Annotated in this window: 22 protein-coding genes and 1 pseudogene; 9 read left to right on the top strand and 14 right to left on the bottom strand. The window is 47.0% G+C overall.

The features are described 5' to 3' along the window. Both HQK80_01680 and HQK80_01675 read left to right on the top strand, forming a co-directional pair. On the top strand, positions 1-1,652 hold a 1,652-nt coding region (locus HQK80_01680; protein ID MBF0220934.1), incomplete at its 5' end, for an endonuclease/exonuclease/phosphatase family protein. A gap of 151 nt (positions 1,653-1,803) precedes the next feature. Continuing rightward, positions 1,804-2,007: a hypothetical protein gene (locus tag HQK80_01675; GenBank protein ID MBF0220933.1), complete on the top strand. Its 204-nt coding sequence runs from the start codon at positions 1,804-1,806 to the stop codon at positions 2,005-2,007. Positions 2,008-2,030: 23 nt separating this feature from the next. Here the strand turns inward: HQK80_01675 and HQK80_01670 are convergent, their stop codons facing one another. The 7 genes from HQK80_01670 to HQK80_01640 form a co-directional block, all read right to left on the bottom strand. Further along, positions 2,031-2,594 (bottom strand): CBS domain-containing protein, encoded by a 564-nt coding sequence (locus HQK80_01670; protein MBF0220932.1) that lies wholly within the window; start codon positions 2,592-2,594, stop codon positions 2,031-2,033. A 22-nt stretch (positions 2,595-2,616) separates the two neighbouring features. Then, the gene (locus tag HQK80_01665; GenBank protein ID MBF0220931.1) at positions 2,617-4,071 is read right to left on the bottom strand and encodes a glycosyltransferase; all 1,455 of its coding nucleotides are present in this window, start codon (positions 4,069-4,071) and stop codon (positions 2,617-2,619) included. A 3-nt stretch (positions 4,072-4,074) separates the two neighbouring features. Next, the gene (locus HQK80_01660; GenBank protein MBF0220930.1) at positions 4,075-6,321 is read right to left on the bottom strand and encodes a hypothetical protein; all 2,247 of its coding nucleotides are present in this window, start codon (positions 6,319-6,321) and stop codon (positions 4,075-4,077) included. Then, positions 6,318-7,058: a TVP38/TMEM64 family protein gene (locus HQK80_01655; protein MBF0220929.1), complete on the bottom strand. Its 741-nt coding sequence runs from the start codon at positions 7,056-7,058 to the stop codon at positions 6,318-6,320. The genes HQK80_01660 and HQK80_01655 overlap by 4 nt, the downstream gene beginning before the upstream one ends. Beyond that, positions 7,051-7,278 carry a hypothetical protein gene (locus HQK80_01650; GenBank protein MBF0220928.1) on the bottom strand — a complete coding sequence of 76 codons (228 nt, stop codon included), beginning with the start codon at positions 7,276-7,278 and terminating at the stop codon, positions 7,051-7,053. The genes HQK80_01655 and HQK80_01650 overlap by 8 nt, the downstream gene beginning before the upstream one ends. Positions 7,279-7,338: 60 nt before the next feature. Next, positions 7,339-8,547, bottom strand: a complete 1,209-nt coding sequence (locus HQK80_01645) for an AI-2E family transporter (GenBank protein ID MBF0220927.1) — start codon at positions 8,545-8,547, stop codon at positions 7,339-7,341. A gap of 247 nt (positions 8,548-8,794) precedes the next feature. After that, positions 8,795-8,974 (bottom strand): CsbD family protein, encoded by a 180-nt coding sequence (locus HQK80_01640; protein MBF0220926.1) that lies wholly within the window; start codon positions 8,972-8,974, stop codon positions 8,795-8,797. Between the two features lie 361 nt (positions 8,975-9,335). On the opposite strand from HQK80_01640, the gene HQK80_01635 reads away from it, so the two are divergent. Both HQK80_01635 and HQK80_01630 read left to right on the top strand, forming a co-directional pair. Further along, positions 9,336-9,506 carry a hypothetical protein gene (locus tag HQK80_01635; GenBank protein MBF0220925.1) on the top strand — a complete coding sequence of 57 codons (171 nt, stop codon included), beginning with the start codon at positions 9,336-9,338 and terminating at the stop codon, positions 9,504-9,506. A 609-nt stretch (positions 9,507-10,115) separates the two neighbouring features. Continuing rightward, positions 10,116-10,205 (top strand): annotated as a pseudogene (locus HQK80_01630) (PEP-CTERM sorting domain-containing protein). A 45-nt stretch (positions 10,206-10,250) separates the two neighbouring features. On the opposite strand, the gene ilvC reads toward HQK80_01630, so the two are convergent. Further along, positions 10,251-11,720, bottom strand: a complete 1,470-nt coding sequence (gene ilvC, locus HQK80_01625; GenBank protein ID MBF0220924.1) for a ketol-acid reductoisomerase — start codon at positions 11,718-11,720, stop codon at positions 10,251-10,253. A gap of 133 nt (positions 11,721-11,853) precedes the next feature. Here ilvC and ilvY point away from each other — a divergent pair, with 133 nt between their 5' ends. Beyond that, positions 11,854-12,750 carry an HTH-type transcriptional activator IlvY gene (gene ilvY / locus HQK80_01620; protein MBF0220923.1) on the top strand — a complete coding sequence of 299 codons (897 nt, stop codon included), beginning with the start codon at positions 11,854-11,856 and terminating at the stop codon, positions 12,748-12,750. Between the two features lie 139 nt (positions 12,751-12,889). On the opposite strand, the gene HQK80_01615 is transcribed toward ilvY, so the two are convergent. Beyond that, positions 12,890-13,162 (bottom strand): HU family DNA-binding protein, encoded by a 273-nt coding sequence (locus HQK80_01615; GenBank protein ID MBF0220922.1) that lies wholly within the window; start codon positions 13,160-13,162, stop codon positions 12,890-12,892. Positions 13,163-13,395: 233 nt separating this feature from the next. Then, positions 13,396-14,811, bottom strand: a complete 1,416-nt coding sequence (locus tag HQK80_01610) for a sigma-54-dependent Fis family transcriptional regulator (GenBank protein MBF0220921.1) — start codon at positions 14,809-14,811, stop codon at positions 13,396-13,398. Between the two features lie 283 nt (positions 14,812-15,094). Here HQK80_01610 and HQK80_01605 point away from each other — a divergent pair, with 283 nt between their 5' ends. Continuing rightward, on the top strand, positions 15,095-15,316 hold the full coding sequence (locus HQK80_01605) for a hypothetical protein (protein MBF0220920.1): 222 nt from the start codon (positions 15,095-15,097) through the stop codon (positions 15,314-15,316). A gap of 10 nt (positions 15,317-15,326) precedes the next feature. On the opposite strand, the gene HQK80_01600 is transcribed toward HQK80_01605, so the two are convergent. From HQK80_01600 to rsfS, 4 genes are all read right to left on the bottom strand, one after another. Further along, entirely contained in the window at positions 15,327-15,956 is a 630-nt protein-coding gene (locus HQK80_01600; protein MBF0220919.1) for a DUF1684 domain-containing protein, read from the bottom strand. 88 nt (positions 15,957-16,044) lie between these two features. Continuing rightward, the gene (locus HQK80_01595) at positions 16,045-17,442 is read right to left on the bottom strand and encodes a threonine synthase (GenBank protein MBF0220918.1); all 1,398 of its coding nucleotides are present in this window, start codon (positions 17,440-17,442) and stop codon (positions 16,045-16,047) included. Between the two features lie 29 nt (positions 17,443-17,471). Then, on the bottom strand, positions 17,472-19,022 hold the full coding sequence (locus HQK80_01590; protein MBF0220917.1) for a 2,3-bisphosphoglycerate-independent phosphoglycerate mutase: 1,551 nt from the start codon (positions 19,020-19,022) through the stop codon (positions 17,472-17,474). A gap of 85 nt (positions 19,023-19,107) precedes the next feature. After that, complete coding sequence (gene rsfS, locus HQK80_01585) at positions 19,108-19,422, bottom strand: ribosome silencing factor (GenBank protein ID MBF0220916.1); 315 nt, start codon at positions 19,420-19,422, stop codon at positions 19,108-19,110. 371 nt (positions 19,423-19,793) lie between these two features. Here rsfS and secD point away from each other — a divergent pair, with 371 nt between their 5' ends. The 3 genes from secD to HQK80_01570 all read left to right on the top strand — a co-directional run bounded on the left by secD (position 19,794) and on the right by HQK80_01570 (position 23,869). Next, positions 19,794-22,361: a protein translocase subunit SecD gene (secD, locus tag HQK80_01580; protein MBF0220915.1), complete on the top strand. Its 2,568-nt coding sequence runs from the start codon at positions 19,794-19,796 to the stop codon at positions 22,359-22,361. Between the two features lie 114 nt (positions 22,362-22,475). Beyond that, positions 22,476-23,165, top strand: coding sequence for a YkgJ family cysteine cluster protein (locus tag HQK80_01575; protein MBF0220914.1), 690 nt, complete (start codon positions 22,476-22,478; stop codon positions 23,163-23,165). 8 nt (positions 23,166-23,173) lie between these two features. Beyond that, positions 23,174-23,869 (top strand): twin-arginine translocase subunit TatC, encoded by a 696-nt coding sequence (locus HQK80_01570; GenBank protein MBF0220913.1) that lies wholly within the window; start codon positions 23,174-23,176, stop codon positions 23,867-23,869. Positions 23,870-23,967 lie beyond the last annotated feature (98 nt).

Here is a 23,967-nt window from a genome sequence, read left to right as displayed (position 1 = left end):
TACCTATTATTCATATAAATTTCCTCGGTTACGACGAACAATCTCACCGCCGTGGCCCGCATTCGCTGTTTGCCCACTGGACTTTGAAAGGGATTGACGACGCTATCGCCCGCTTGTGGCGCGCCGCCAACCATTCCGCCTGGCGACAATACGATCTCTGGGTCTACTCCGATCACGGGCAAGTCCGGGTCCACCCCTACCACCAGATTCAAGGCTACGCTCTGGCAGAGGCGGTGCGGGTAACGTTTGGGGAATTGAACGTAAGTACTCCGGGAATTACCACTGAAGGCGCGAACAGTGTGCAGACCCAGCGGGTTCGTTTTCTTGGTGGTAACAAGATACAGCATCTGTTTCCAGTCCCTGGTAACCATGGCGATGATCCTGACGAACAGCAACCAGCCGTTACAGCTCTCGGGCCGGTAGCCCACATCTACGCACCACGAAAACTGACAGATGACGAAAGCAATTTTGTCGGCTGCGAATTGGCGCGCACGCATAAAATTCCGCTGGTGCTCAATATTGAGGCCTCAGGCAGACTGTGCGCTCGGGCCGAGGAAGCCGAATACCACCTTCCACAAGACCTTGCCGCGTTGTTCGGAGCGCAACATCCATTCATTGATTCACTTGGCGAGGATCTGGTTCGACTCTGCGAACACCCGGATGCCGGCGACTTCGTACTGCTCGGATGGCGGGAAGGCATCACACCGATGACCTTCGCCGAAGAGAATGGTGCTCACGCCGGCGCGACACCCGAAGAGACCAATGGTTTCGCGTTGCTGCCGGTGGACGCTCCTTTGGCTGAACGCCAACATTCGTATCTTCGTCCCTTAGATCTGCGCAAGGCGGCGTTGCAGCATCTGCAAAAATTGGAGCGCAAATCTGTTGCAGCTCGCAAACGTGCCCTCGCCACGCCAACGGACACCCTTCGGGTCTTAACCTACAACGTGCACAGTTGCATCGGCATGGACGGCAAGCTCGATGCCGAGCGCATTGCACGAGTAATCGCCCGTGCCAGACCAGACGTGGTGGCATTGCAAGAATTGGACGTTGGACGCCTGCGTACTGCGGGTATTGACCAGGCGCATCTGATCGCTCACTATCTGGAGATGGAGTTTCATTTCCATCCAGCCCTGCACCTTAAGGAAGAACGTTATGGAGATGCTATCCTGACGCATCTGCCGCAACGCCTGGTTAAGGCCGGGCCGCTGCCGGGCCTTGCCAACAAACCGCTTTTAGAACCACGCGGGGCCCTCTGGGTTGCCATCGATTTTTACGGCAAGGAGGTTCAAGTCATCACTACCCACTTGGGCCTGCATCCACGTGAACGCACGGCGCAGGTTGTGGCCCTGCTCGGCAATGACTGGCTGGCCCACGATCTGTGCCGGGCTCCGGTCATTCTGTGCGGCGACTTCAACGCTCTGCCTTTTTCGACAGTGTGCCGCCGACTTGCCGGGCGACTCAAGGACGTGCAAGTCGAAGCGCAACGCCACCGCCCTAAAGGCACCTATTCCGGCCGTTTCCCTGCCATGCGCATCGACCACATTTTTACCAGTTCCGGCCTTGAAGTAACCAGCATTGAGGTTCCAGGTTCGGAGTTGGCGCGTAGCGCCTCTGATCATCTGCCTCTGATTGCTGAAATACGTTTCCTATAAGGAGAACTATGAAATGTCATCAGCAGAAAATAGATAAAGTGTTGCAGAAACTGGGATCGTCTACCCGTGGCCCTTCAGCGGACGAAGTACGGATGCAACAGCTGGAGCACAGTCCAATCAAATCATTTCTCTTGCCCTGGGCGCAAAGAAGATGGTTGCCAGATACATCATTGAAACAGTGGGATACTATCATCACCACAAGGGATTCGAATCCTATGTCCGTTGCCTTAAAGGCATGGGCCAAGCGATGAGTCGCACCAGCATCAAAAATGAGTATGAAAAAATTCAAGAGGTTTGCGTAGTCTGCTTCCAGAGGGGAAAAGAACTTCTGGCAGAAATGGGCAAGGAAGAGTAACCCTGCTATGAGGTTATTTTCGACTATTGGTCTATGTTAATCGGGCAACTTCTATGGCTAATACCACGCTTAAGAACTTCGTGGTTATAGGCATATAATACATCTCGGCGCTTAAGCATCCCCACTACCCATTTTGAATCAGCCGACTCAACAACAGGTATCTCCTCATAGCCTTTTCGATCAAACAGGGTCATGGCAGAGTACAGGTTGTCGTCAGGGGTGAGAAAAACCACATCTCGGGCGCAAACATTTCCCACAGTTGAATTGCATCGAAGTTTTTCATCATGAAGGATGCTTTTCACATCCTGAAGTGAGATTATGCCTGTCATTTGACCTGTTTCATCAATGACAGGGAAATAAAAGCTGTTACGTGCCATACTGAATATTTGCAGTAATTGATCAGCATTGGCATTTTCACTTATAAAATCGACGTCTTCTGTGATTATTCTGCCAACAGGGATTGATTTCATAATTGCTGTTTCACGTCCCTCGTGAATATCAATTCCTTCCCTGGAAAAATCAACTGTGTCAATAGAGTCCTTATTTATTCGTGTCGCAACAACCGTCCCGATAATACTTGATAGCATAATGGGGATAATAATCCTGTAGTCACCTGTCATTTCGAACAATAAAAAAATTGCAGTTAAGGGGGCGTGGGTTGACGCCGCTAGAAATGCACCGATTCCAACAGCTGCATAAGCACCTGGTGTTGCTGTTAAAGAAGGAAAAATGGAGTGTACGACGCTGCCAAAGGAACCACCGCAGACGGCTCCAATAAAGAGCGCCGGTGCAAAAACACCTCCGGAGCCTCCAGAACCAAGAGTAATGGCGGTTGCACATATTTTGATGATAATTCATGACATCCTCCCAGCCCAATTCGACTTTGTCTCTGTCTTTGTCTTTGTAAACGTCAGCGATCGCTCCGGATTCAAGGGCTTCAAAGCAGGCCAGGGCTTTATCGGCTGAGTTGGGCATGGAAAAGGCCTCGGCGGTAGCGAGTGCGGCTTGTTTCAAGCCATGCAGTTTCTGCGCTGGAAGATCAAACACCCACTGCAGGGCGGCGCTGAAGGTCGTGGCTGTTGCTTCCCGCAGCAGGCGTCCGTTCTGACTGTCTCTGACCACTTCGCGGGCACCGGGTGCATCGAGGGCGACAACCGGCAGACCGGCTGCCATGGCTTCCGTCAGCACCATGCCCTGGGTCTCACTGGTTGATGCGAAGGCGAAGAGATCCATCGCGTGCAGGGCGTCAGTCAATTGTTGCTGTTGCAGAATGCCGGCAAGGTGCAACTGCGCTTCCAGGCCGGAGTTAGCAAAGGCATCCCGCATGGCAGCTTCGGACGGCCCTGTCCCAACCACTAGAAAATGTGCACGGCTGTTGAGGCTGATGAAATCAGCGACCGACCGAGTCAGAAATTCCAGGTTCTTTTCCGGCGCCAAACGCCCCATATGGCCGACCACGAAGGCATCTGCCGGGATCCCCAGCATTTTGCGAATGACACCGCCATCTCCCCGAGCGAACTTTTCCAGGCAAACCCCGGTGGGCACAACGGCAATCGGTGTACTTACGCCGCGTTCCAGCAACAGATCGCGGATGCTTTCGCTAGGGGCGAAAACCTGGTCGGAGAGGTTTGCGTAGCGGGTGGCAAGCTCAATCGCAAAAAGTTTCAAGGCGGGAGAGTTGCCGGGGACATAATGCGTATATTGCTCATATAGGGTGTGATGGGTGAAAACCAGCGGCAGTTCCCTGTGGCGCGCCAGGCGAAACGCTGTGTTGCCGAGCAGGAAGGGGTGGTGGGAATGCACGACGTCGGGGCGGAAGGCATCGATCGACTCGCTGAGCTGAGGATGGATCGGTAGCGCGACAGAGAAATCGCTGGCGTTGAAATTCTGGATGGCGTTGATTCGCACGACATCGACTTCGTCCTGGGGCATCTTGGGAAACTCGGGGGCGACGATCAGCACCCGATGTCCGCGCTTGCGGTATTCGGCGGTGAACGCTTCCACCGAACGCGCCACGCCGCCGACGTGCGGGGTGAAGGTGTTGGTCAGTATGAGGATGTTCATTTGTTACGATTCCTTTCCGATGAGGTTGATCGAGCCCATTTTATCGGTGACATTTACCGGTTCGAAACCGGGCAGGCGTATCTCGACAGGAGGAGCGAGACGATGCCAGTCACCTTGCCACTCGACGTGAGGCGGACTACCTGTCCGCGTTGTGATGCTCATGGATACCGCCCCAAAGCTTGTTGGTGCCGGTCCGAACCGGATCGACGCGTCCTGCTCAAGCCAACGTGGCGGAATGCCAGCTCCAAGGATGAGACGGTCACCCTCCTCACGCACGAAACAGTTGCGGATCATCAGCGCCCACTCGGCAGCGGCCCAGACGTGATGACCGTCGCCCATGCAACCGCCGCCGGTATGCGGATGGATCGCCTCCGGCCACTGGCCGGTCGACGAAGCGAGGGCGGCGACGGCATCCATCAAGTCGAGGTGACGTGGGTCTCCGGCACGTAACAATACCTGGGCTATATGCAGGGTCAGGTAGGCGTTGAGACCGGAATGGATCATGTCCTGGTAAAATGCCCCCTTAACGAAACAGCGCTTGAGCAGAAAATCAACAGTATCGAGCAGGCGTGGATCATCTGGAGCGCAGAGCTGTGCTGGATAGCCCAGCGCTAGTGATCCAATCGCACCGGCATCGAGCCGGCGATAGGGTGAAGCGGGCATGCCTGGACGTTCGAGCCGCTTGGCGCAGCCCGCCAGACTTTGGTCCACTGCCACCGCGAAAGCATCAGCGACCTTTGCAAAATCTTTACTTTGGGCGGGATCCTGTTCCTGGAACATAGCCGCCGCCGCGCGCAGGCCCGCGATTCCCCAGAAATCATCCCAATAGTAGTAATCGTTGGGACCCAGATGTTCGGCGCTGAAACCAGCCGGCAGCAGCCCGGCATGGGGCGCGTCCAGGTCAGCATCGAGTCGCTTGCGTATAATCCAGCGGGCGCCGCGCAGGAGAGGCGCTCGCCATTCAGGGGAGAGCGACCGCCCGGTCAGGGCGAAAAAACGTTGCAGGATCCACAACACCTGGCCATTGGAATCCCATTCACCTTCCTGAGAGCGAAAATAACCAGGCGCCGTCTGACGCTCCGGGAAGCGCGCCAAAGCACGTTCGGCGCGCTTGGTCAGGCCGACGCAGAGGAGGGCATAGATAATGAAAGCGGCGTCGCGAAACCAGAAACGTTTATAGGTAAATGGACCGGGATAGACGTCATCTGGTGAATGCAGAATCAACGAGGTGATCGCGGCGTCGTAGAGAAACTGATACAGCGGCTCCGGGCAGGCAAGATTGCAGTGCTCGCGATGCACGGTGCTCCAGGCATCAGTGGAGAGTCTTTCGGAAGCTTTGGTGGCAAGCTTGATGGTGGTAGTCATCTCAGTCGGTTTGTCAGCACCGACTGGAAACAGCGCCGCTGCGGTGACCATGCCAACGTCACAGACTCCTTCGGTTTGATCATCCCGGTCTTTGAGATGAATGTACACATCACCGTTGCGATAATCAGAGATATGATGCCGGAGAGCGGGCTTGCTGAAGTCGACCTGGTGGGATTCGTCGACCGTCCAGGCAGTGCGCTCGCTCGACAGCTTGACCTGATGAATGAAGCTGATGCCCTCCGGGTTGTACGGGCGTAGTGCCAGAACCAACCAAGCATTGGCGTCGGCCCGAGCTGTTAAATGCAGCTTGCAGACCGGGACCCCCGACTCGAGTTGCACCCAGGCGCGGCTGCTCAGAGACAGCCCTTGCATGGCCGTCTCGGTGGTGATGCAAACCCCGTTGCCCATCTCCTGTTGTTGCCGGCAATCGTCGGCGCGTGAAGGTAGCAGGCCGCGGCCATCCTCGGACAGCAGCCAGCACTGCAAGGACCAGCCATCGAGAAAGGGGGTGAGCAGACCCCGGGGATCGACAATCGGCAGTTCAGCGCAGTCCGGATAACCAATCGCCGTCCAGTTGCGGTGGGTGAGGTTAATGTGTGTGATCGAAAAGGCGCGCGGGATAAAGGATACGTCGTTCGGATCGAACTGGCGTTCAATCCAGTAGGGCCAGACCCAGTCGAGGTTATGCTGGATGACCCGGCTGTTGATCAGGCCGCGGGCGTGAAAGACCACGCCGGCTCTAAGCAGTTCAATCGGTTCACCCACTTCGGACGGTTGGGCAAAACTGTGCAGCCGTGCCAACAGGGCCAGTGGATCAAGGAAGCCCTTCTGGCGTGCGATTCGCCGGATTACGAACCGCCAAGGTAGCCATTTCATCCAGATCACGACAGTTCCCCCTTGATGGCGCCGGTGTCTGTATAGCGAGACAGTGCGCGGCGTGCGAGCCGACTCAGATAGATGACCGTGACCACCGTGACAATGAAGCCGGCGCCATAAAGGACCCATTGCAGCGGAGTACGATCCAGTTTGCTGGCACCATGGGCGGTGATGTCGGCAGCAATCGAGCCGAGATAGACGTTGTGGATTGAGTAAGGGATAATACCCAGCAGCGTCCCGCCTAAGAAGCCAGGGAATGAAAACCGGGTCAAACCGAAAAAGTAGTTGGAGATCTTTCCGGGAAAGAACGGGATCAGACGCGTCAGCAGCACGATCTTCCAGCCATGCGGCGTCAGCTCTTCACTCACAACTTGCAGTTTGGCGCGGGCCATGACAAATGACCGGGCACGCTGTCCGAACAGATAGCGTGCGATCAAAAATGCCAGAGCCGCCCCGAAGGTTGTTCCCAGCACGACAACAATGGAACCTTCGACGACGCCGAACACGAAACCGGCGCCAGTGGTGAACAGCACCCCTGGCAGTACCAGCACCACCACCGCCGCCATGATCAGGATAACCAGCAGCGGCGCCCAGGCGCCTTGAGCATCGAACCACTTCAACAGATTCAACACCTGTTCATGGGCGTCGAAATAAATCAGTACGGCGAGTAGCACGGCGACTAACAAAATGCTTGCTGCAACGCTCCATAGTGGTGACTGTATGTGGATGCTGAGACGTTTAAACATGGTCTATTCCATCAGTGTCCGTTCTTTTATTAGTTTGTGCATGCACTTTGTCTTCGCGACCTTGGCTAATCAGGGTTCGTTCCAAGGCGGCAACCGCCTTGGCAAAGTTGTCGAAAGTCACGGGGTCTTTCTCGCCGGGAAAGACATTTTTGAAATCAGCGGGATACTTTGGTATGCCTTTCAGCCGTTCAGCCACCACTTCACTGTTGGGCATGCCCATTTCAATGGGGTTAATCCCAATAAAGCTTCTCCCCAAGCACTAAAACCTCCTTTATTTGGATCATTTACTCTCCGTCAATGTTTCACGAAGGGCCTTCCGTGCCATTTCATCCAGGTCTGCATCAGTTACCGTGGGAAGGTAGCGCCTTCGAAAAAGTTCGTCGTGCAGGATACTTAAAATGGCGACCAGTGGTGAAGCCACCAGAACACCCATCACCCCAAAGGCCGCCACACATAAGAGCATCGAGAATATCACCGTCAATGGATGCAGCCTCATACCGCGCGCCATGATAAAAGGCTGAATCACATTGCCTTCCAAAGCCTGAACCCCAAGATAGGTGAGCAAGACCCACAGCGGGGTCATGCCCCCTTTGCCGAGGGAGAGCAATAGTGCCGGCACTGCGCTGAGGACCGGGCCCAGAAAGGGAATAGTGGCCAACATGCCGGCGATCAGCCCGAGAATCAGGCCGTCCTTAAATCCGAGGATCAACCACATGCACAGAAACACCAGCAGACCAATCGCCACCATCCCCGCCATCGTAGCGAGGGCCCAACCGGGCACAACCTTGCCGATACGCTGCGCGATGATCAGAGCTTGATCATGATGGCCTTCGGGAACAATGGAAAACATTGCTCCTATGATTGGACGGGGATTCATGAGGGTAAATGTCACACCGAAAAAGACGGTCACCAAAACGACCAATATCTGTCCTCCATTAAACGCTATCGCGGTGAAACTGCCGAGCACCCCCCGTAACATTCCACCAATCCCCGAACGAAGAGAGCCTTCCTCTTCCGGGGATCTGGGCTGAGTTTGCTCGCTGTTCTGCTGCGCAACTTTCTGGCCACCCTGTGCCCCATCAGTCTGGGTTCTTTCGGTTGCGACTTCGGCCTGGAGTTTTTCCTCAGTGAGCGCGGCCTGTTGTTCCATTCTGATCAGGGGTTTTTGAAGGCGTTCCCAATATTCAGGCAACTGTTTCGAGAGGTTTGTGACCGACACCTTCATCGGCTCGAAAAAGGACCATCCTGTCAGGACAAGGATAACAATAAATCCCCCCACGACCAATCCCGCCGGTAGCTTGCGACCACCTGTAAGAGATCGTATCCACGAAATCAAGGGATTGACTGCGAGCGAAATCAGTATAACGAGAAGGAAGGACAACAAAATGGGAGACAGCAGCGCGTAGGATTGGATGAAAGCGAACAAAGCCGCCCCCAGGAAGACATAAAAAGCAATCGATCCTGGTTTTTCCCCTGACTCCCGGTTAATAGACGGCAATTTTATTCTCACGTTGGTTTATGATTACCTTTAATGTGAAAGCCCTCTCCCGGCTAACGACGTCTACGCCAATAGTAACCGCCGCCACCACCAAACAACATGACCAACAAGACAATGATAACAATTGTTCCTAGACTCATGATAATTATCCCTTTAGGTTTTTCAGCATCCGTGTCACTTCAGGATTCTTCTTTTTTTCACAACCTGCGCATCTTTCAGCGCAACTCTGCCACGCGCACTACTTCTCAAAAACGTTCTTGATCTCACCGACCTTTCTTTGACCCTTGCCGGCTAATTTTTCAATGGTGCCTTCAACTTCCAACTCGTGATTATCACTAATTCTTCCAGCGACTTCCTTAGTTTTGCCCTTTACTTGATGGAACGTTCCTTGCGCTTTGTCCTTCGTGCTGGATTTCATGGTATTCCTCCTGAATTTTATTTAATCGGGTGTACGATAATCAAGATCATATCATTGCATTTGCAAACGGCCTGCCAATAACCGATAAAAACAAGGAGTTCAAATTAACCACTTAATATCAAAGTGTTAGGATTATAGTAGAGGACGGCTTAGAAGAATGAGATACCTCAATATTTGGCAAGGCCTCAGTATTTGACGGATCTGCTGAATGTAACAGCTTGTGTTGACGGGCTTTTCACTTCATATCGTTAGGATTCATTAATTTATTCTGCAAAATCAGTTAGTTACTCTATAAACCTCAATAAGAGATTCATGGCACGGTAGTTGTAATATCTCTAACTGTAAGTTAAGCGGCTACCCCATGCAGGAAATTGCCCAGGCGAACTTTAGGAAGGAGTTTGGATACTATGCAAATCGGACTATCGCCACAGGAGGAGATCACATAAAAAAAAGAGATGGACGCTTAAGAACTAATGACGGAAGAGATGCTATGGAGATCGAAAATGAGCTGGTCAATAAGAAGAACAAGTAAGCATTAGCAGCTTAGCGCTAAAGCACGGCACAAAATAATTTTGTTATTGGCTATGGTTGTTGAAACTATGGATTTCAGGTCTGATTAGCGAGTTGAAATCTACAAAAAAAACATTGGAGAGAGAAAATGAAAAAGAGATTGGTAAAGAGTATGGCCTTGATGTTTGTGGCATCATTGTTTGTAGCGGGCAGTGCTATGGCATTGCCATTAATAGAGGGAGCTGTGAGCCTTACCGGATCATTTGCGCCAACTGGAGGGACAAACTTAACAACGGCAACAGGTATTGATTTTATTGGCGATAGCGCTAAAGTCGGATTTCCAGGGGGGACAGGTGATTTGTCGTCACTGACCTATGGGATGTCCGTCGCAATGCATGATTTTACTTTCGATACCATAGCGTTAACGAACCCGCTATGGTCAGTTGAGGAATTCACATTTGATTTGGTTTCAATTAGTGTTACTTACCGAGACAACAGTTCGTTAATTCTTAACGGCTTGGGCATGATGGAAGGAGTTGGGTTTGATCCGACACCAGGCAATTTTATTTTTACAGCCAATAAGTCGGGCGCTACCTACTCTTGGTCTGGTGGGTCTGAGGCTGCCGCCCCCGTACCTGAACCGGCCACCATGCTGCTTTTGGGCACGGGTTTGATAGGTCTTGCCGGTAGCCGTCTTCGAAACAAAAAGAAAACAAGTTGAGACGATTCAGCCTTCACGGTCCCGGGGACCGTGAAGGCTTTTTTCTTAAATAGCCTTCATTGCACTCATATGTGAACGTAACTCCTCACCGATCATCTCTACAGCTGTGTAACGGATTGCTTCGTTAACAGCTATCAACTCTTTGTTGTCAACCCCTGAATCTTTCAACTTCAGCCCCTTACCAATGACATCAGTATCAATGGCAGACATAAAGTCAGCCAGGAGCGGCTCGGCGGCATTGGCAAAGAGATAGCAGCCGTACTCAGCAGTATCCGAAATAACAACATTCATCTCATAAAGCTTTTTGCGGGCAATTGTATTGGCAATCAGAGGAACTTCATGGAGTGATTCGTAGTAGGCAGATTCCTCTTTGATCCCTGCGGAAACCATCGTGTCGAAGGCCAGTTCGACACCGGCCTTGGTAAGCGCTACCATCAAAATACCATTGTCGAAATACTCCTGTTCAGCAATCTCTTTGGCGGTCGCTTCAGATTTTTCAAAAGCTGTTTCGCCTGTCTCCTTGCGCCATCTCAAAAGATTTGCATCGTCATTGGCCCAATCTTTCATCATTGTACTTGAAAACTGGCCAGACATAATCTCATCCATGTGTTTTTCAAACAGGGGTTGAAGAATCTCCTTGAGTTCATCGGCCAGATTGAATGCCATGATTTTTGCTGGATTTGAAAGACGATCCATCATGTTGGTGATTCCGCCATGTTTGAGTGCCTCAGTGATTGTTTCCCAACCATACTGAACAAGCTTTGAAGCATAGCCGGAATCAATCCCCTTCTCAATCATCTTGTTGTAGCACAAAATAGAACCAACCTGGAGCACTCCACAAAGAATCGTCTGTTCACCCATAAGGTCAGATTTCACTTCTGCTACGAAAGATGATTGAAGCACCCCGGCACGATCTCCACCTGTACCAGAGGCATATGCCTTAGCTATATCCCAACCATCACCATTTGGATCGTTTTCTCCATGCACAGCAATTAGCGTCGGCACACCAAAACCTCGTTTATACTCCTCACGCACCTCTGTTCCAGGAGATTTAGGGGCCACCATGACAACAGTCAGATCTTTTCGAATAGGCATCCCTTCTTCAACGATGTTAAAGCCATGCGAGTATGAGAGGCAGGCCCCTTTTTTCATTAATGGCATAACCGCGCTGACCACACTTGTATGCTGTTTGTCCGGAGTCAAATTGATTACCAGGTCCGCCAAAGGAATCAACTCATCATACGTTCCAACTTTGAAGCCATTCTCTGTGGCATTTTTCCAGGACTGTCGTTTCTCACGTATTGCAGCGTCTCGAAGTGTGTATGATATGTCGAGACCTGAATCACGAAGATTAAGACCCTGGTGCAGACCTTGAGCTCCACAGCCGACAATAACGATTTTTTTTCCTTTAAGTTTCTCAACACCGTTGAACTCAGAGGAGTCCATGAAACGACATTGAGATAGTTCTGCCAACTGATTGCGAAGCGACAATGTATTGAAATAGTTCTGAGCCATTATTTTCTCCCTTTCCAAAGTTTTTAAAATGATCTTTTAAGGTATCAATACTAATTCATTTTTTTATTGCGTAAAGCGATTTGTTTGCAATATCATCTTGCATTTTTTGAAACATAATGGTGTTTACTTACATATGGACATACAATCACTGAAACTGTTTAAACAACTCGCCGAAAACCTCCATTTCGGCAAAACGAGTCAAGCCTGTCATATAAATCCTTCGGCATTAACAAGGACTGTTCAGCGGCTTGAAGATGAACTTGGGGAAAAACTGTTTGTTCGTGATAATCGATCCGTAACCCTTACCCCACCGGGTAAACTTTTCAAAGAGTACGCTGAAGAAACCATTGCCCGCTATAATGAACTACGAAATAAAATTTCAACAGATGGGATACTACGCGGCGAAATATCTCTTTACAGCTCGGTAACCGCTGTTTACAGCATTTTACCTTCGATACTAGAGGGCTTCAGAGAACTATATCCACAAGTTCATATTAATTTGCAAACTGGAGACGCAGCAATGGCCTTGAATAAGCTTGAAAGAGGCGATGTCGATGTTACTATTGCGGCCATGCCGGATCAGATTCCGGGGCACCTTGCCTTTAAGAAAATAACGGAGACCCCTCTTGTATTTATAACCCCCACGCGCTTTCCTGAAATCATCAGCAAGTTTGATAGCGGCGATATAAACTGGCAAAAGACACCATTCGTGATGGCTGAAAAAGGCCTAAGCAGAAAAAGGGTTGACTCTTGGTTTGCACAAAAAGACATACAACCATATATTTACGCCAAAGTGGCCGGCAATGAGGCCATAATCGCCTTTGTAAGTCTGGGATGCGGGATTGGTGTTGTCCCAAAGTTGGTTTTAGAAAAAAGCCCACTTAAAGATCAGATAAGTACTATCGACGTCATGCCCCAATTAAGGCCATTTTCGGTAGGGATATGTGTGGTCCAAAAAAAGATATCAAACCCAATCATTAAGGCATTTTGGGATAACGCCGAATGCAGGTTACTCGTATCGAAAACGTAAAGTGACGATCAACAAAACAGTTGCTTATAGACATCCACGTATCAGTAACTACCAAAAAAAATCTCCCCTACAAAGTAGAGGAGATTTTTAAACATTTGGCTTCAAGCGATCTGTACAGCCAGAACTGTCAAGGCAAGGTCTAGTTTACAGCTTCAGAAAGACCCTTGCCAGCTTTAAACTTAGCAACTGTCTTGGCTGCAATCTTAAGAGCCTTTCCTGTGCTAGGATTACGACCGGTACGAGCTGCTCTCTTAGCAACAGAAAATGTACCAAAACCAGTTAAGGCTACAGAGTCTCCCTTAGACAGGGTGTTGGTCACAGTATCCAGCAAGGCTTGAAGTGCTCTTGAGGCGTCTGCTTTAGTAATTTCTGCGGATTCCGCAATAGCTGAAACGAGTTCTGATTTGTTCATATCTTGCCCTTTTAAAAAATAGATTGATATTTGATCATGGGATATACCCATAGACCGTTTGTTAATAGTTAATTTCCCGTATTATAAACTATAGAGTGGCAATAGTTGCAAGGCCTAAATGTGATTTTTTATTTTTTATTAAAAATTTCTTTCACTTTGTTGGCTGAATCAGCGCGGCATAGAATGGTAAACTAATCATGAGAAATATGAAAGAGTCAACGGAGTTACTTTGGTCAGTTCGTCCTGAAACTTCCTGGCGATATCTGATAGCGTCTCATTATTTTTTGAAAGGCCGCCCTACTCAGTGCCGCAATTGAAGCAGCCTTTGTCACATTCCCATTGGTCTCCATAAGCAAAGAGCCCAGATATTCGGTACTGAAGGCGTGCATTGTCTTCTCTTTGGCATCTTTGTAGTTGAGGTGCTTGATACGATCAATTTGCGTATCAATTCTCGAGGGAATATCCGTCAGCATTAAACCGATATCAGCAATATCTTTAAGTATAATCTCTTGGTTCTTGCTGTACATTACAGCACGCCTCAGAGTATTTTGGAGTTCCCGGACATTGCCCGGCCATTGCATCGCTGCCAAGGCACGTACGACAGAAGGTTCAACCGATTTTTGCAGAATGTTTTGCTCTGTGCAAGCCTGTTGCACCAGATGTTTTACCAACAATGGGAAATCATCGCGTATATCTCTTAGGCACGGTGTTTGAACGGTCACCACATTTAATCGATAAAACAGATCGCTTCTAAATAAACCGCCGGCTATTTTCTTTTCCAGATCTTGGTTGGTCATGGCAACAATACGGACATTAACCTTAACAGTTTTTGTCGAACCCAGGGGGCGAACCTCATTTTCCTGCAAAAAGCGAAGTAATTTTGTTTGAACGCTTAATGGAATATCGCCAATTTCATCAAGACAAATAGTTCCGCCATCGGCTTCTATCAATAGACCTACACGTTCAAAATCAGCACCGGTAAAGGCACCCTTTGTATGCCCGAACAGTTCACTCTCCAGCAAATGCTCCGGGATAGCCGGACAGTTAATCATAACAATTGGCCCGTTTCTTCGTTCACTTTCTGCATGTATGGCTTTTGCGGTAAGTTCTTTCCCTGTTCCACTTTCACCACGTACCAATACCGTATAATCTGTTTTGGCTACCGCCTGAATATTCTCATAGAACTTACGCATTCTGTCGGATTGACCAACAAAGTTAGCAAAAGTAACGCGATCCGAAAAACGTCGCTTTAAGCTAATGTTTTCACGAATAATTTTTTCGCGCTCTATAGCCATCTGGACTACTTTGTAGAGATAGTTGTAGTCAAATGGCTTTGTTATGAAATCAAAAGCTCCACACTTCACAGCCTCAACCGCTGTTTCGATACTCCCAAAGGCTGTCATCATCACTACCGTGACGGCAGGATCAATTTTCTTAATCCGGTCCAGAAGTTCAAATCCATCAATCTCCGGCATACGAATATCGGTCATCACCAAAGTCGTCTTTTGGTTCTGCACCGTATCCAGAGCAAAATTTGGGTTGGTACTGACCCAGACTTCAAGTTCAGGAAACTCGTTACCAATGATGACTTTCAAAGCCTCAAGCAACTCAATCTCATCATCAATAATTACAATTGTATTATCAGGCATAGCCCCTCTCACATTGTACACTTTTCAAGACAGTGCCAACAAAAGTAAGCACATATAGTGCTCTTTTTGTATACCATTCGTTCGTAAAATTCAAATATATTTTTATTCACAATAATACACCCGAGCAACTACAACAGTTATATAACCGATAACACGTATTTTATTCGTTGTCATCCAGCCATAAGGTCAACTTCATTTTGAAAATTATAAAACTTGGCAATTTATTTGCTTTATAACCTATGCAAAGTAAATCGAGATACTACTGAACATAACGGGGGGAAGGATGGGAAATATTGACTGTATTGCTAATAACAGTTTGCCTGGAGTTGATACAAACTCTAAGAACACATTGCAGTTTCTGCTCATCAGTGCCGTATGTGCAATTTTACTCATTGGCGTTATAGCCACAAAAATGAAACCGATTGAATACAAGGATTATGCACAGGTTATCAATGAGCAAAAGGCAAGACAGGCATTTGCAATGAGGACAGATCTCGCATACTAAGCGGTTTCAACTACTCAACGAAGGTCATCTCTCCTGCCTTTACTGCCACATTAAGATGGTTGTCTGGTGGTGGTATCGGACATGAAAAGTTGAAATTATAGGCACAATATGGGTTATACGAGAAGTTAAAATCTAACAGCACCGCCCCAACGCCCCCATAGTCAAACTCCAGATAGCGACCAGCCCCATACGTTTCTTCACCGGAAGTCAGGTCAGTGAAAGGCACAAAATAATTTGTGCTACCCTGCGCCACCTCTTCAACCTGCTGATAAGCGGTAAGGTGTAATCGCTGCCCCTCAATTTCAAATTCAAGATAATAGCGGGGGACATAGAAACGTTCATGGCCTGTTGAAGTTCTCAGCTGCAAAGGAGTCTGGTCAGCAATCAGATTTGCCTGAGCATTGAGTTTTAAAATTACATTAACAGGATAATAGTGAAGCGTGGTGAACCGCCACTGTTGCTCTTCTAAAAGCGGGGATTCAGGAGACTCTTTAAAGAAGGTGTTTTTAATCTTTCGCTGCTGAAGCACATGATTTTTATACTTCACATTTTCTAGAGTTCCAGTGCCACTACAGGAGGCAAGACCACAGATAAAGAGCAAGACACAGAGCACGTAAATCTTTCTTAAGGAAATTACCATAGGGCTATCGCTAGATTAAAAATGGTCGATTGGTAAGGACTGTTTACTATTTAGAACAGCAAGAGCGGATCTTAGTGGGTTTTCCTCTCTACGCACGAGCTACCTTATCTCTGATAAACTGCTGAATAGTACTCTTATCAGCAGGCAAAACTTCACAACGAGTTTCTCTGCCGATAAGAGAACTCAATGCCGGTGGCAGTTCCTGTTCGCCAACAGCAGTTTTGACTGCATCACCAAATTTACCGGGGTGTGCTGTGGAAAGACAGACCATTGGTCGGCCGGGTGTCATAGCATCAATACCAGCTTTTACGCCAACAGCCGTATGGGGGTCTAACAGATACTGGTTTTCTGTGTAAAACTTTCTGATGACCTCAGTTACTTCATCTTCTGATACAGATTGAGCTGCAAAATCGTTTTTAATTTTCATTGTAAGATCATTTGGAATATCTAAAACAGAGGTCAGTTCCAAAGAGTGCATCGCCACAGCAACCCTTGCAGAATCCTTATCCAACAGATAATAAAGGTATCGTTCAAAATTGGAGGCGAGCTGAATGTCCATGGATGGACTGGTCGTCTGGACAACCGTGTTAGTCGAATAGTCTCCGTTGTTAATAAATCGGGCCAGAATGTCGTTATCATTGGTGGCAAGAACGAGCCGGCCTATCCGTTCAACGCCGAGCATTGTGCGTGCTACATAGCCTGCAAAAATATCACCAAAATTGCCAGTAGGAACAGCAAAGTCAACCGGCTTAGCACCTTCAAGGCCCACCACCTTGAAATAGGCATAGATATAATAAACGACTTGGGCAAGTATGCGCGCCCAATTAATTGAGTTGACGGCACCCAGACAGTATTGATCTTTAAAGTCGATATCATTAAAAATAGTTTTGACAATTGCCTGCCCGTCATCAAATGTGCCTTCAATGGCGATATTAAAAACATTATCATCAAGAACCGAAGTCATCTGCAGTTCTTGAATAGGGCTCACTCTTTTGTGAGGATGAAGAATAAATATATTGATCCGTTCTTTTCCTCGAACTCCGTATATAGCTGCACTGCCGGTGTCACCCGATGTTGCACCGAGAATATTCATATAGGAGTTGCTTTCGGCAAGGAGATACTCAAAAATATTACCCAGAAACTGCAGGGCAACATCTTTAAAGGCCAGGGTGGGGCCGTGAAACAGCTCCAGAATATAAACACCCCCCTTTTTAACAAGCGGGGTAATCTCCGGGTGTTGGAATGTTGAATACGACCTATCGATAATTGATTGAAGTTTGTCACGAGGTATATCATCAGCAAAAAGAGCGATGACTTCAAAGGCCAGCTCCTGATAGGACAAGTTCTGCCAGCGAGCAATCGTTTCATCGTTAATTACCGGAATTATCTCTGGCAACAAAAGACCGCCATCCCTGGCCAACCCCATTAAGACCGCCTCTTTAAACCCGATTGGGTCAATCTTTCCTCGTGTACTGATATATTTCATTTACTCTGTTTCCTACGAATATAGCCTAATCAATTAATCAACAACGACATGCCTTCCATTTCAGCTGGTATATCAAGACCCATCAAGGTAAGAATTGTTGGGGCGATATCTTTAAGGGCCCCATCAACTCGAATTTTTTTGCCTATGCACTCATCGGCGACGACAATAAAGGGCACCGGATTCAACGTATGGGCTGTATGGGGGCCTTGTGTAGTCTCGTCAAACATAATATCTGCATTGCCATGATCAGCGGTAATCAAAACAATGCCACCGTTGGCAGTAAAATGCCTAACAATTTCCCCCAAACAACTATCAACTGCTTCACAGGCCTGAACTGCAGCGGCAAAGTTGCCAGAATGGCCGACCATGTCGGCGTTAGCATAGTTTAACACTATTAAAGCATAGTCTGTTTCACTCATTTTTCTTTTTAACTCTGCCGTCACTTCAAAAGCACTCATCTGCGGCTTCAAATCATAGGTAGCCACTTCTTTGGGTGAGTTAATCAAAACCCGATCTTCATTGGCATAAGGCGCTTCCCTGCCCCCGTTAAAGAAGTAGGTGACATGAGCATATTTCTCAGTTTCGGCTATGCGAAGCTGTCGGAGCCCCTGCCGACTCACCTCTTCACCAAGAATACGCTCAAGGGTTGTTGGGGGAAAGAGCATCGGCAAATCAAAATCCTTTTCATACTGCGTGCAGGTCACAAATTGCGTCAACCGTGGTCGTGGTTCGCAGTCAAAAGAGTTAAATATCGTATCGGTAAAGGCATGGGTCAATTGTCGGGCACGATCGGCCCGGAAGTTGAAAAAAAGAACACTATCGCCGTCTTCTATTGTTTTTAGCGGTTTATTCCCGGATACCATTATAATAGGTTTAATAAACTCATCGGTAGTGCCTTGACTATAGGCCTCAGAAATTGCCGAGACAGGGTCGCTTGCACAGCTTACGCCGATACCATTCACAAGTGCATTCCAGGCAATTGCAACTCTGTCCCAGCGATTATCACGATCCATCGCGTAATAACGCCCTGTTATTGTGGCAATAGTACCTGCGCCAAGTTGTTGCAGATTTTTTTCGAGCTGCTCAATATAGCCTTTACCACTATGGGGTGGAGTGTCTCGCCCATCCATGAAGCAGTGAACATAAATCTTCTCAAGGCCTTGGGCCTTTAAAACCCTAATAAGCGCCACAAGATGGTCTATATGACTGTGCACACCACCATCGGATACCAAGCCGAGAAGATGAACAGATTTCTGAGCTGCAACAGTTTTATTGGCCAGTTCAATAAGTGTCTTGTTGTTGTCCAGCTCTCCGGTATCAACGCTCTTGTTGATACGTGTAAAATCCTGATAAACAATTCGACCGGCCCCAATGTTTAAATGTCCAACCTCCGAATTCCCCATCTGGCCGACAGGAAGCCCGACTGCACCGTTATGCGCCGTCAAAGTTGTTTTAGGATATCTAGAAGAAAAAAGATCCATATTGGGCGTTTTCGCCTGAGCGATCGCATTTGTTGGAGTCACATTTCCTTCACCCCAACCGTCAAGTATCACCAGCATAACCTGTTTCTGTTCTGACATATTCAGTCCGTTAGATTAAAGTAAATCTGATGGAATCGTAAAAACATTTTTTTTGTGGTATCATCAGTTGACTACCACAAACCTTTTACAACTCTACCCGTGGAGCATCATGCCATAACCCTTCCAGATCATAAAAGTCACGAGTATCTTTGTAGAAAATATGCACAACAATATCACCAAAATCAAGTAAAACCCACTGACCATCGGCCAGTCCTTCTGTGGCGCCAACCTTAAGCCGTTTACTATGAACTTGTTTATCCAAAGCAGAGGCCAGGCCCTGCACATGCCGGGATGATCGACCACTCATAATAATAAAATAGTCTGCAAAACCAGATAATTTATTAACATCCAGCACAACAAGATCTTCAGCCTTTGTATCAAGTGCAATCTCACAAAGCATTTTAACCGTTTTCAAACCTTCTTTATAGTCATCCACACATTTCACCGAGCGTATAAACGCATTCCTTGATAATTCACAACCTAATCCGCATAAACCGAAATAAGTACATTAACGTTGTCTTATAAACAACAAACCAACATTTTTAAAGTGCTTAAACTTTAAATTCAAACTACTTCGCTTTTATTCCTAAATTGTCATCACCGTAATCCATATTTGGAAATTGACTTATTATCCCTGTGGGTTATAATCTCGCGGCACTACACGATAAGTTTAACAATAGCGCCCATGAAAGCCAATATACCTTAAGTAGCAGTAGCTCCACACTCACAAACCAGCAAATTTAAAATCTTCAAAAATCTAGGGATAAGCGAATGAACAAATCGTTACGTTGGAAACTTATACTTCTTATTTTTACCATAGTTTTTTCTGCTATCAGCATCGTACCATCCTTTAATAAAGACGTCCCGGGTTGGTGGCAAAAATATTTCGCGCCTGAGGGCCTTCAACTTGGTCTCGACCTACAAGGCGGAATGCATCTTGTGATGAAGGTCAACCTTGAAAAAGCCATAGAGAACTCACTCGATTTTGCCGCACAAGACTTTAAAGACGCCCTATTGGAAAAAAATATCTCTGTTGTTAAAACCAAATCTCCAGAAAACGACAAAGTTATTTTCACCCTCCCCAACAAAAGTGCCTTACCAGTCATAAATGGATTAATCGGCAATGATTTCCCTAATCTTGACATTGAAATTTTATCTGAATCCGGTTCATTTCCGCGGATTGTACTGAAATTAACATCTGACAGAATTGATTTTATTCAAAAGAATGCAGTGGCCCAATCGCTCGAGATAATCCGTAATCGTATAGATCAGTTTGGTGTTGCTGAACCTGTCATTGTTCGTCAGGGTGTTGATGAACTTGTTATTCAGCTGCCAGGCGTTAAAGATCCTCAGAGGGCTTTAGGTCTTATCGGCCAGACTGCCCAGCTCGAATTTAAAATGGTAGTTGAAAATAATGGCGGCCTTGACCTTAACACTCTTATCGCCCAAGCAGTTTCGTCGGGTCAATGGCATTGGGGACAGGACAGAAAATTACTCAACAATGCCCTGGCCAGAGAACTTCCTGCTGATGCAGAACTTTATTTTGAAACCACAACTGACCCCCAGACAAATTTAACCACTGAAAGCCCACTGCTTATCTATCGTCAGGTAATGATGAGCGGCGACATGGTTAAGGACGCTCAGGTTCGTGTCGGCGGCACCTTTAATGAACCCTATGTCACCCTCGATCTGACCGGACGCGGCGGCAAAATCTTTGGTCAAATCACCGAGAGAAACGTTAACAAACGTTTTGCAATTATTTTAGATGAAAACATTAAATCCGCACCTGTTATACGTGAACGAATTCTCGGTGGCAGTGCCCAGATCTCCGGCAACTTTACCTATGAAGACGCCTCCGATTTAGCTATTGTCCTGCGCATTGGCGCCCTGCCCGCCCCTGTAGAAATTATTCAAAATTTGACAGTTGGTGCTTCATTAGGTCTTGATTCAATCAAAAAGGGCCTTTCTTCTGGTATACTCGGCACCATTTTAGTTCTTGTCTTCATGGTGATTTATTACCGTTTTTCCGGCTTAGTTGCCTGTGGTGCCTTAATACTGAACATCCTGCTTCTTTTTACCGGTCTGGCCTTCATGAATGCGACCTTAACCCTGCCCGGTATTGCCGGTATTATACTTTCTATCGGTATGGCTGTTGACTCAAATGTCCTTATTTTTGAGAGAATGCGTGAGGAATTTGCCCTTGGCAAATCGATTAAGTCAGGAATTGAGGGTGGTTACGATAAGGCCTTCTGGACCATCGTTGACTCTCAGGTTACAACCCTGATTACTGCTCTTGCTTTATTCTTGTTCGGCACAGGACCGATCAAAGGTTTTGCTATCACCCTTTCATTTGGTGTTACTTTCAACCTCTTCACCACCCTCTTCGGCACCCGTCTTATTTACGATATAATGCACAGTAACCGTTCCTTGAAACCACTCAAATTCTTACAATTTTTTAAGAAACCTGAAATTGATTTCATGAAGGCTAAAAAGATCACCTTTACAGTCTCAGCAATCATGATGCTTATCGGACTTTTTGCCTTTGTTCAAGTTTTACGCGGCAACGCAAATCTCGGCGTTGATTTTACCGGTGGATCAATGCTGCAGTACAAAACTGATAAACCTTTTGAATTAAAATCAATTCGGAATGCCTTTAAAGACCATGACCTCGACAATGTAGAGATCCAAAAGGTAGAGTCAGACAATCAGCTCATTGTTAAACTTAAGAAATCTGAAAAGGTAGTTGTTAATCTAAGCGACAAAATTTCAAGTGCTCTTAGTACCGCAATGCCTGATTATCAGTTTGTATTAGAAAGTGAATCAGAGATAGGTTCTTCCATTAGTGAAGTTTTACGTAATAAAGCCCTGCAGGCCGTTGCCATCTCTCTTCTGGGTGTTATTCTCTATCTTGCCTTGCGTTTTGACCTGCGCTTCGGTGTGGCCGCCGCACTCGCTACCTTTCATGATGTAGTTGTGGTTTTTGGCATCTGTTACATTTTCAATGTCGAGGTGACGCTACTTATTGTAACTGCCTTACTTACCCTGGCTGGATATTCCATTAATGACTCGGTTGTAATTTTCGATCGAATTCGTGAACATATGAGACGACGAGGTGATGACAGTCATATTGAACCACTGATCAATATCAGTGTTAATGAAGTATTGAGTCGAACTGCTGTAACGTCTCTTACTACGGCTTCGGTACTTGTCTCGATTTTCATACTTGGAGGTTCGGTAATCCATGATTTCTCATTTGCACTTTTAGTAGGCGTTCTAGTAGGAACCTACTCCTCAATTTTTATTGCCAGTCCACTTTTATTGTATTGGAAAAAATCGTAATCTGATTTTTTTTTTGCACTTTGTTTTTTTAAACAGCCAATTGCTTATAGCTCTTGGCTGTTTTTATTATATCGCCCTCTACTAATAGCGCCAGCCTAAACGACACAACTACCAATGACTTCTTTACCCGAACACGTAACTTCTCTGGCCCCAGATGAGCCCTTCACTTTTTCCTGTCACCCTGAGGTCACCTGCTTCAATGAATGTTGTCGAAATCTTGAGCTTTCTCTTTCACCGTATGATGTATTACGGTTGAAAGATGCCCTGGGTATACCATCGCAACAGTTCCTTGATGATTACGCAATAATTGAATTTACGAGTGAGGATCTATTCCCGAAGGTTTACCTGGGAATGGTTGATGATGGACGGGGCAGCTGCCCCTTTGTTGAAGAAAATGGCTGCCGTGTTTACCGTGACAGACCAGGTGCCTGTCGAACGTACCCACTAGGACGCGGTGCTTATCGAACTGTAGATGATAGCCTGCACGAACTGTTTGTGCTTCTGCAAGAACCTCATTGTCAGGGATTTTCACATGGCAGATGCTTTACCGTACCGACCTGGCAAGAAGACCAGGGCTTAGAAGAGTATAACATTCACAATGACCTTCTGCTTACTATCTATAATGCCGTATACTTTAAAGATAAAAACCGCTTAAACCAAAGCCAGTCTGAACTTTTCACCATGGCACTTTACAATATTGATACACTCAAAAAAAACCACCCAGGGGCGTTTGAATCTTCATCAAATGACAACTTTTTACTTCTTTCAAGTTGTGTACAATGGCTTGAGAACAAACTCTTTTAACAATCACAGTGCAGCCCTACGAAAAACTAATTCAGTTTACTCATACCTTTCGTAAAAGCGCTCTTTATCTGTTAGCTGGCGTTTTCATAACAACGTTCTGCTTTTATCTTTATTCGAAACCACTTTTCGAAATCCTGCAAAACAAGCTCCAGCAAGACCTTGTTTTTTTTACATTAGCGGGTCCTTTTCTGGCTCACTTAAAACTTTCATTAGGGTTGAGCCTCTTTACCCTGGTTCCGTGGTTTTCGATTTGTCTCTGGAAAAGCCTGGCAGTACCTTTTTCATTAAGCAAAAAATCAATAATTTGGTTCTCACTTTTTTCCTGTCTGCTCTTTTATTCAGGAGCCCTATTCTGCTTTCAAATCACCCTGCCCTACGGCATTAATTTCCTGTTAGGTTTCAGCAGTGAACAGCTGCAGCCAATCATTTCAATAAATAAATTTATTACCTTTGTCGCTGTGTTTGTACTCGCTTTCGGTGTGATTTTTGAACTCCCGATTTTCATGGTTTTTGCAGCCAAAACAGGAATTATCAGCCGCCATACTTTTGCAAAGAACCGGCGCTATGCCATACTTGCCATCAGCGTTATCGCCGCCTTGCTTACACCTACCCCAGATGTCGTCAACATGATGCTAATGGGTGTTCCGCTCTATGCCTTATATGAGATTGGAATCTTTATACTTGTAGTACTGAGAATAAAATAACATCCATCTACTAGAATTAATATTCTCGAAGAGAATACCCATGTTTTTTTAGAAGTGCTGCCGTGACCCCTAGAAACTTAACACCAATTTAGTTCTGT

It is taken from the genome of Desulfobulbaceae bacterium (assembly GCA_015231515.1).
GTDB lineage: Bacteria > Desulfobacterota > Desulfobulbia > Desulfobulbales > VMSU01 > JADGBM01.
The sequence above is the reverse complement of the archived record's forward strand: the minus strand, read 5'-3'. Positions and strand labels throughout refer to the sequence as shown.

Excerpts from the sequence above, each read along its gene's own strand:
- HQK80_01675 (MBF0220933.1), top strand. The coding sequence starts at position 1,804 with ATGGTTGCCAGATACATCATTGAAACAGTGGGATACTATCATCACCAC.
- HQK80_01670 (MBF0220932.1), bottom strand. The coding sequence starts at position 2,594 with ATGCTATCAAGTATTATCGGGACGGTTGTTGCGACACGAATAAATAAG.
- HQK80_01665 (MBF0220931.1), bottom strand. The coding sequence starts at position 4,071 with ATGAACATCCTCATACTGACCAACACCTTCACCCCGCACGTCGGCGGC.
- HQK80_01655 (MBF0220929.1), bottom strand. The coding sequence starts at position 7,058 with ATGTTTAAACGTCTCAGCATCCACATACAGTCACCACTATGGAGCGTT.
- HQK80_01650 (MBF0220928.1), bottom strand. The coding sequence starts at position 7,278 with ATGGGCATGCCCAACAGTGAAGTGGTGGCTGAACGGCTGAAAGGCATA.
- HQK80_01640 (MBF0220926.1), bottom strand. The coding sequence starts at position 8,974 with ATGAAATCCAGCACGAAGGACAAAGCGCAAGGAACGTTCCATCAAGTA.
- HQK80_01635 (MBF0220925.1), top strand. The coding sequence starts at position 9,336 with ATGCAGGAAATTGCCCAGGCGAACTTTAGGAAGGAGTTTGGATACTAT.
- ilvC (MBF0220924.1), bottom strand. The coding sequence starts at position 11,720 with ATGGCTCAGAACTATTTCAATACATTGTCGCTTCGCAATCAGTTGGCA.
- ilvY (MBF0220923.1), top strand. The coding sequence starts at position 11,854 with ATGGACATACAATCACTGAAACTGTTTAAACAACTCGCCGAAAACCTC.
- HQK80_01615 (MBF0220922.1), bottom strand. The coding sequence starts at position 13,162 with ATGAACAAATCAGAACTCGTTTCAGCTATTGCGGAATCCGCAGAAATT.
- HQK80_01610 (MBF0220921.1), bottom strand. The coding sequence starts at position 14,811 with ATGCCTGATAATACAATTGTAATTATTGATGATGAGATTGAGTTGCTT.
- HQK80_01605 (MBF0220920.1), top strand. The coding sequence starts at position 15,095 with ATGGGAAATATTGACTGTATTGCTAATAACAGTTTGCCTGGAGTTGAT.
- HQK80_01600 (MBF0220919.1), bottom strand. The coding sequence starts at position 15,956 with ATGGTAATTTCCTTAAGAAAGATTTACGTGCTCTGTGTCTTGCTCTTT.
- HQK80_01595 (MBF0220918.1), bottom strand. The coding sequence starts at position 17,442 with ATGAAATATATCAGTACACGAGGAAAGATTGACCCAATCGGGTTTAAA.
- HQK80_01590 (MBF0220917.1), bottom strand. The coding sequence starts at position 19,022 with ATGTCAGAACAGAAACAGGTTATGCTGGTGATACTTGACGGTTGGGGT.
- rsfS (MBF0220916.1), bottom strand. The coding sequence starts at position 19,422 with ATGCTTTGTGAGATTGCACTTGATACAAAGGCTGAAGATCTTGTTGTG.
- secD (MBF0220915.1), top strand. The coding sequence starts at position 19,794 with ATGAACAAATCGTTACGTTGGAAACTTATACTTCTTATTTTTACCATA.
- HQK80_01575 (MBF0220914.1), top strand. The coding sequence starts at position 22,476 with ATGACTTCTTTACCCGAACACGTAACTTCTCTGGCCCCAGATGAGCCC.